The sequence below is a fragment of the Hydrogenophaga sp. genome (genome assembly GCF_026125825.1).
GTDB lineage: Bacteria > Pseudomonadota > Gammaproteobacteria > Burkholderiales > Burkholderiaceae_C > Hydrogenophaga.
In genome coordinates this window covers 1-6,872 of the sequence record NZ_JAHCKK010000142.1, presented here as the reverse complement: position 1 = coordinate 6,872, position 6,872 = coordinate 1, and the positions used below count along the sequence as shown (strand labels likewise).

Here is a 6,872-nt window from a genome sequence, read left to right as displayed (position 1 = left end):
GAGGGTGCGTTCGAGAGCAATTCACTCTACGGGAAAATGACAGGCGATGCTGGAGCGTTTGAGAAATGCCTGGGCCCGGCGGCGGCCTTCCATCGGTCGATTGGAGGGCTTGGCGCAGAGGGCGGAAGAGACGGGCTTGGTGTACGGGCCGCTGGAGCAGGGCGGCTATGCGCTGACGGGCCATTGGTGGGGGCAGCCTGTGCGCGTGAGGTGCGCCGCGCCGACCCGCCCCTTCATGCAGGGCTTGGAATTCATGGCGCGGATGGCGCTGGCTGGGCCCACGCCCGCTGGCGTGGTGGTCATGAATCGGGTGCTCAAGCAACAGCTGGAGCAGCGGGCCGGCGAACTCTACTCGCGGTACACCGACACGCTGCAAACGACGGCGCAGAACGTGCCAGAGGAGATTCGTTGGCTTTCGATGTTCCGGGATGCGGGTTGGGTCGGCCCTGATCAGCGTTTCTGGGCGCGTTACGCGGTGCTCACGGATGCGCCAGAGGCCGCCCGGGCCTGGCTCGACGACGACTGCGTGCAGCGGTTGATGCACTGGCCCACGGATGCGGTGAGCCCGCACACGCCGTTGTTGCTGATGCGCATGAAGGGCAAGGTCTACATGCGCCTGCAGATCGACCGGATGGACGACGTTGCCACCGCGGTGCACGCCCTGGATCTGTTTCGACAAGCCTGCGAACAGGCCCGTCGATTGCAGGTCGATGGCTGAGCCGTCTCAGAAGCCGCGTGTGACGGGCATCTCCACCTCGGTCTTGACCAGCATGTGCTTGGCCAGTTCGAGCTTGGCGATGGACTGGCGGTGGACCTCGTCCGGGCCATCGGCCAGGCGCAGCGTGCGCTGGCCGGCATAGGCATACGCCAGGGGGAAATCGTCGCTCACACCGCCGCCGCCATGGGCCTGGATGGCCATGTCGATGATGTCGCAGGCCATGTTGGGCGCCACCACCTTGATCATGGCGATCTCGGCCTTGGCGACTTTGTTGCCCACGGTGTCCATCATGTAGGCGGCCTTGAGCGTGAGAAGGCGGGCCATCTCGATGCGGCAGCGCGCGTCGGCGATGCGCTCATGCCAGACCGACTGGGCCGAGACCGGCTTGCCGAAGGCGACGCGGCTGTTGAGGCGTTTGCACATCAGTTCCAGCGCGCGCTCTGCCGCTCCGATGGAGCGCATGCAATGGTGGATGCGGCCCGGGCCGAGGCGGCCCTGCGCGATCTCGAATCCACGGCCTTCGCCAAGCAGGATGTTGCCGGCCGGCACCCGCACGTCCTTGAGCACCACTTCCATGTGGCCGTGCGGCGCGTCGTCGTAGCCGAACACCGACAGCGGCCGCACCACGGTGATGCCCTTGCTGTTCGCCGGCACGATGATCATCGATTGCTGGGAGTGGCGGGGGGCATCGGGGTTGGTCTTGCCCATCACGATGTAGACCGCGCAGCGCGGGTCACCGGCACCCGACGACCACCATTTGCGGCCGTTGATCACGTAGTGGTCGCCGTCGCGCTCGATGCGGCACTGAATGTTGGTGGCGTCCGACGAGGCGACTTCGGGTTCGGTCATGAGGAAAGCCGATCGGATTTCGCCACGCAGCAGCGGCTCCAGCCATTCGTCCTTGAGGGCTTCGCTGGCGTAGCGCTCGAAGGTTTCCATGTTGCCGGTGTCGGGTGCCGAGCAATTGAACACCTCGGCTGCGAACGGCACACGGCCCATGATTTCGCACAACGGCGCGTATTCGAGGTTGGACAGGCCCTGTGGCGCGCGCGGGCTGCGCGGCAGGAACAGGTTCCACAGGCCAGCCTTGAGTGCCTTGGGCTTGAGTTCCTCGATGATCGCGGTCGGCAGCCAGGGGTTGCCCATGGCTCGGTTGGCCGCGATCTCGGCGAAGAAGCGCGACTCGTTGGGGTAGATGTGTTCGTCCATGAACGCCAGCAATCGCTCGCGCATGTCCTTGACCTTGTCGGTGTAGTCGAAATTCATCTTGGCTCCAGTGGAAAAATGGGGTGTGAAGAAGGTCAGCGGGCGCTGGCAAAGCCCCAGGCCATCTCGGCCAGAGGGCGGGCACCGGCGGCAGATTTCACCGCCTGCTCGTTGGACGCGGTGCCGGCTTCGACCCGCTTGGCAATGCCCTGCAGGATGGCCGCGAGGCGGAACATGTTGTAGGCCAGGTAGAAGTTCCAGTCGGCCTTGAGGCGCTCGGGTGTGGCAATGCCGGTGCGTTCGCAGTAGCGCGAGATGTAGGCGTCTTCGGAAGGGATGCCCAACTCGGCAAGGTCCAGCCCCTGGATGCCGCGGAACATGCCTGGCGGGATGTGCCAGGACATGCAGTGGTAGCTGAAGTCGGCCAGTGGATGGCCCAGTGTGGAGAGTTCCCAGTCGAGCACGGCGAGCACGCGCGGCTCGGTGCTGTGGAACATCAGGTTGTCGAGGCGGAAGTCGCCGTGCACCACGGACACCATGGACTCGTCTCGCGCCATGGCTGGGATGTTGCGCGGCAGCCATTCCATGAGGCGGTCCATCTCTGGAATGGCTTGCGTGATGGAGGCCTGGTACTGTTTGCTCCAGCGGCCGATCTGTCGCTCGAAGTAGTTGCCGGGCTTGCCGTAGTCGGCCAGGCCGACCGCGTCGGGCTTGACCGTGTGCAGCGCCGCCATGACACGGTTCATCTCGTCGTAGAGCGCGCCGCGTTGCCCACGGTCCATGCCGGGCAGCGACTGTTCCCAGAGCACGCGGCCTTCCACGCACTCCATGACATAGAACGCCCGGCCGATCACCGATTCGTCTTCGCAAAGCACGTGCATTTGCGCCACCGGCACGCCGGTGCCGTGCAGAGCGCCCATCACGCGGAACTCGCGCTCGATCGCATGGGCCGACGGGAGCAGCTTGGCCACCGGACCGGGCTTGGCCCGCATCACGTAGGCCCGCTGCGGTGTGATCAGTTTGTAGGTGGGGTTCGACTGGCCACCCTTGAACATTTCCACCGAGAGCGGGCCGACGAAGCCCGGCAGCCGGTCTGTCAGCCAGCGTTCCAGGGCGGGGATGTCGAAGGCGTGCTGTGCGGCAACGGGCCGGGTGCCGACGAAGTTCTGGGTGTCGCTCATGGTAGGCGGCTCAAGGCCGTTGTGGGTGGACGGGCCTGAAACAGCCTTGGCGACAGCGCCGCGGTCAGGACTCGGCTTCGGCGATGCGCATGAGCATGTCGCGGTTGCGCACCACCACACCGCCTTGTTCGATGCGGATCGCGTCCTCGCGCTCCATCGATTTGAGCTCCTGGTTCACGCGTTGACGGGAGGCGCCCAGCAACTGCGCGAGTTCTTCCTGCGCGAGCTGCAGGCCAATGCGCATTTCGCTGCCGTCGGCCAGGCAGGGCACGCCGTAGCTGCGCACCAGGTGCAGCAGCTGTTTGGCCAGCCGCGCGCGCAGGGGCAGGGTGTTGAGGTCTTCCACCAGCCCGAACAGGGTCCGGATGCGCCGCGCCTGCAATCGCATGAGGGCTTCGTACAGCTCCACATGCGAGGCCAGGATCTTCTGGAAGTCGGTGCGTGCCACGCACAGCAAGGTGGTGGCGCCATGCGCGTACGCATCGTGTGTGCGCTGGTCCCCGTCGAACATGGCCACATCGCCGAACCAAACCCCGGGCTCCACATACGTGAGCGTGATCTGCTTGCCCGAGAGCGAGGTCGAGCTCACGCGCACCGCACCCCTGGCGACCGCCGACCATTCGGTCGGTGGGTCGCCGCGAGCGACGATGAGGTCGCCGTCCTTGAATCGCTTGACGTGGGCGCATCGGAGGATGTCGTGACGCAGGGAAGGTGAAAGGCTGTTGAACCAGCGACCGTTGTTGATCGCCTCGCGTTCTTCCATTGTCAGAATCGGTTCGTCCATGGGCTGTCTTTTGAGTGACTGAGGATGGCCTTCATTGTCGCCACTGGGACGCGGCGGACAGATCAGGGTATGCGCGCAGACCGCTTCAGCGGTAGTTGGCCGCCCGCTTTTCCATGAATGCCGCGATGCCTTCGCCCGCATTGGCGTGGTGCAGATTGCGCACAAAGTGATCGCGCTCGGCCGCGAGCTGCGCGTGCAGCGTGACCGTGGGAGCCTCATTGACGAGTTCCTTGATGCTGGTGAGCGCGTTGGGCGCTCGCGCGTTGAGGCGTTCGCACAGCGCCAGCGCGTCGTGCAGGGCCTCTCCCGGCGTGCAGGTCTGGGTGATGACGCCCAACTGCTGCAGCCGCTCGGCGCCCATGCGTTCACCGCACAGCAGCATCTGCAGCGCCGTGGCCCGGGGCAAGGCGCGCATCAGGCTCCAGGTGGCGCCGCCATCGGGGGAGAGGCCCACGCTGCTGTACGACATCGCAAACACGCTGTTCTGCGCCGCAATCACGAGGTCGCAGGCGAGCGCGAGTGAAAAACCGGCGCCGGCACAAGAACCCTCGACGGCCGCCACCACGGGCTTGGGGAAGGCGCGGATGGTCTCGATCCAGTTGTGCAACCCCTCGACGCTCTGCGCCTGGACCTCCGGCGCCTGCTGCCGATTGGCCAGCAGCCGCTGCAGGTTGCCGCCGGCGCAGAAGTGCGCTCCTTCGCCCGTGAGCACCACGCTGCGCACCTCGGGGCTGCTTTCGGCCACATTGAGCGCTTCCACGCCTGCGGCATACATGTCAGGGCCCAGGGCGTTGCGGTGTTCCGGGTTGCTGATGGTCAGCACCATGGTCTGACCATGGCTGTGGCTCTTGAGGCTGGCGGTCATGCGGTGTCGTTCCTTGTGGTCTCGTGCGTCAGGCTTCTTCGTGCGTCAGGCTCAGGCCCAGTGCGCCGCGGCGGCGCAGCCAGGGAGAAGGGCGGTACCGCGGGTCTCCGTACACCGTCTGCAGGTTGAACAGGATCTCCAGGACGTTGGTGGGGCCGATGCGGTCGCCCATGGCCAGTGGGCCCATCGGGTAGCCCAGGCCGAGCGTGACCGCCACATCGAGGTCGGCCGGTGAGCAGATGCCCTGCTGGCACATGTCGGCAGCGATGTTCACGATGGTGGCCACCACCCGTTGAGTGACGAAGCCACCGCTGTCGCGCACCACACTCACGGGCTTGCCGTCGCTGGCGAACAGGGCGTGAGCGGCGTCGCGCATGTCGGCCCGGGTGGCCGGGTTGGTGGCCAGCACGCGGCGTCGGGTGGAGGCGTCGTCCAGCATCATGTCGATGCCCACGGTGCGCGACGCGTCCAGCCGTTCGACGGCGGCCAGCGTGGTCACGTCCAGGCCCAGCGGCGCCACGAGAATGAGCGCGGCGGCCGACGGCGCGGCCGCGGTTTCGATCTGCGCGCCCAGGTCCTTGAGCAGCTGATAGAGCTCCGCCCGGCGCGCGGCCTTGGGCGACACCCAGACCGGCGCGAGCTCCGCCACGGTCGGCGCGGCCACGTCGGGTGGCACCTGGGCCACGCCCTTGTCGTAGGTGTAGAACCCTTCGCCCACCTTCTTGCCGACCACGCCGCCAGCCAGCCGCTGGGCGGTGATCACGCTGGGGCGGTAGCGCGGCTCTTCAAAATACTGGTGGTAGATCGATTCCATCACGGGATGCGACACGTCCAGCGCCGTCAGGTCCATCAGCTCGAACGGGCCGAGCTTGAAGCCCATCTGGTCCTTGAGGATGCGGTCGATGGTGGCGAAATCCGCGACCCGCTCGCCCACCACGCGCAGGGCTTCGGTGCCGTAGCCGCGGCCGGCGTGGTTGACGATGAACCCGGGCGTATCCTGCGCCGTGACCGGCGTGTGGCCGAATTGGCGGGCATAGTCGGTCAGGCGCTGGCACACCGTGGCGCTGGTCTTGAGCCCGGCAATGACCTCGACCACCTTCATCAGGGGCACCGGGTTGAAAAAGTGGTAGCCCGCCAGCTGGGCCGGGCGCTTGAGCGCAGCGCCGATCGACGTGACCGACAGGGAGGATGTGTTGGTGGCCAGCACCGCATCGGGTTTCACGATGGCTTCGAGATCCGCGAACAGTCGTTGCTTGACGTCAAGCCGTTCGACGATGGCCTCCACCACCAGGTCGCAGGGCGCGAGGTCGGTCAGCGCACCGGCCAGGTGCACCCGCGCCAGGCAGTCTTCCATTTGGCCGGCCTCCATGCGGTTCTTGCCCACCAGCGTCTGCCAGGTGCCTTGAAGGGCTGTTCGAGCCGCCTCGGCTGCGCCGGGCTGCACGTCAAACAGCCAGACCTCGCTGCCGGCCTGGGCCGCCATCTGGGCAATGCCCCGGCCCATGGCACCGGTCCCGACAATGCCTGTATGAGGAAATATGGGTTGCATAAGTGTGTTGTATTTGGAATGAGGGCGCCTGGAGCTATGACAAAATGATCCAACGAAAGAACGAAGGGCTTCCAACGTGCGCCAGACATGGACAGGCTGTATTTTGCTATTAACTGCACTGGGCAGTTCGGCGGCCACGCTGGGACGGCACAGTGGCGCAGCCATCATCGGACAAGGTCTCGATGTCCGGGTTCAGGTTCTTCTCGCTGCCGGTGAGGATCTCGCCAACCAGTGCCTCAATGCGGATGTCTTCTACGGAGACGCGAAAGTGTCGCCAGGGCTTGTGCGCAGCACGCCGCAGCAAGCCGGGCCCGATGCCTCGGTGCGCATCCAGGTGCAGCAGCCCATCAACGAACCCATCGTCACCCTTTACGTGCGCGCCGGCTGCGGCACCGCGTTCACCCGCCGCTTCGTGCTGTTGGCCGATCCGCTCAACGAGCCGATCGCATCGGGCGACCGATCCAGCAACCCTGTGGCCGTTGCGGCTGCGGCCGCGGGGCAGCAGGCGCCTGCCGCGCCCGGGGGCTCAAGCGCCACCGGTGGCGGGCCGGCGCAAGGCGGTCCCGCCA

General features: G+C 66.2%; 6 protein-coding genes and 1 pseudogene. 2 read left to right on the top strand and 5 right to left on the bottom strand.

The window, feature by feature from the left end; translation table 11 throughout:
• Window positions 1–46: 46 nt before the first annotated feature.
• Window positions 47–718 carry a hypothetical protein gene (locus KIT86_RS23520; protein WP_297402916.1) on the top strand — a complete coding sequence of 224 codons (672 nt, stop codon included), beginning with the start codon at window positions 47–49 and terminating at the stop codon, window positions 716–718.
• Between the two features lie 6 nt (window positions 719–724).
• Here the strand turns inward: KIT86_RS23520 and KIT86_RS23515 are convergent, their stop codons facing one another.
• The 5 genes from KIT86_RS23515 to KIT86_RS23495 form a co-directional block, all read right to left on the bottom strand.
• Window positions 725–1,984, bottom strand: a complete 1,260-nt coding sequence (locus KIT86_RS23515; protein ID WP_297402914.1) for an acyl-CoA dehydrogenase family protein — start codon at window positions 1,982–1,984, stop codon at window positions 725–727.
• Between the two features lie 35 nt (window positions 1,985–2,019).
• Window positions 2,020–3,105, bottom strand: a complete 1,086-nt coding sequence (locus KIT86_RS23510) for a phosphotransferase family protein (RefSeq protein WP_297402912.1) — start codon at window positions 3,103–3,105, stop codon at window positions 2,020–2,022.
• Window positions 3,106–3,169: 64 nt separating this feature from the next.
• On the bottom strand, window positions 3,170–3,889 hold the full coding sequence (locus KIT86_RS23505; protein ID WP_297402910.1) for a Crp/Fnr family transcriptional regulator: 720 nt from the start codon (window positions 3,887–3,889) through the stop codon (window positions 3,170–3,172).
• A gap of 85 nt (window positions 3,890–3,974) precedes the next feature.
• Window positions 3,975–4,754, bottom strand: a complete 780-nt coding sequence (locus tag KIT86_RS23500) for an oxepin-CoA hydrolase, alternative type (RefSeq protein ID WP_297402908.1) — start codon at window positions 4,752–4,754, stop codon at window positions 3,975–3,977.
• A gap of 28 nt (window positions 4,755–4,782) precedes the next feature.
• On the bottom strand, window positions 4,783–6,303 hold the full coding sequence (locus KIT86_RS23495; RefSeq protein WP_297402906.1) for a 3-hydroxyacyl-CoA dehydrogenase: 1,521 nt from the start codon (window positions 6,301–6,303) through the stop codon (window positions 4,783–4,785).
• 268 nt (window positions 6,304–6,571) lie between these two features.
• Here KIT86_RS23495 and KIT86_RS23490 point away from each other — a divergent pair.
• Window positions 6,572–6,872: pseudogene (locus KIT86_RS23490) on the top strand (hypothetical protein); the annotation flags it as partial.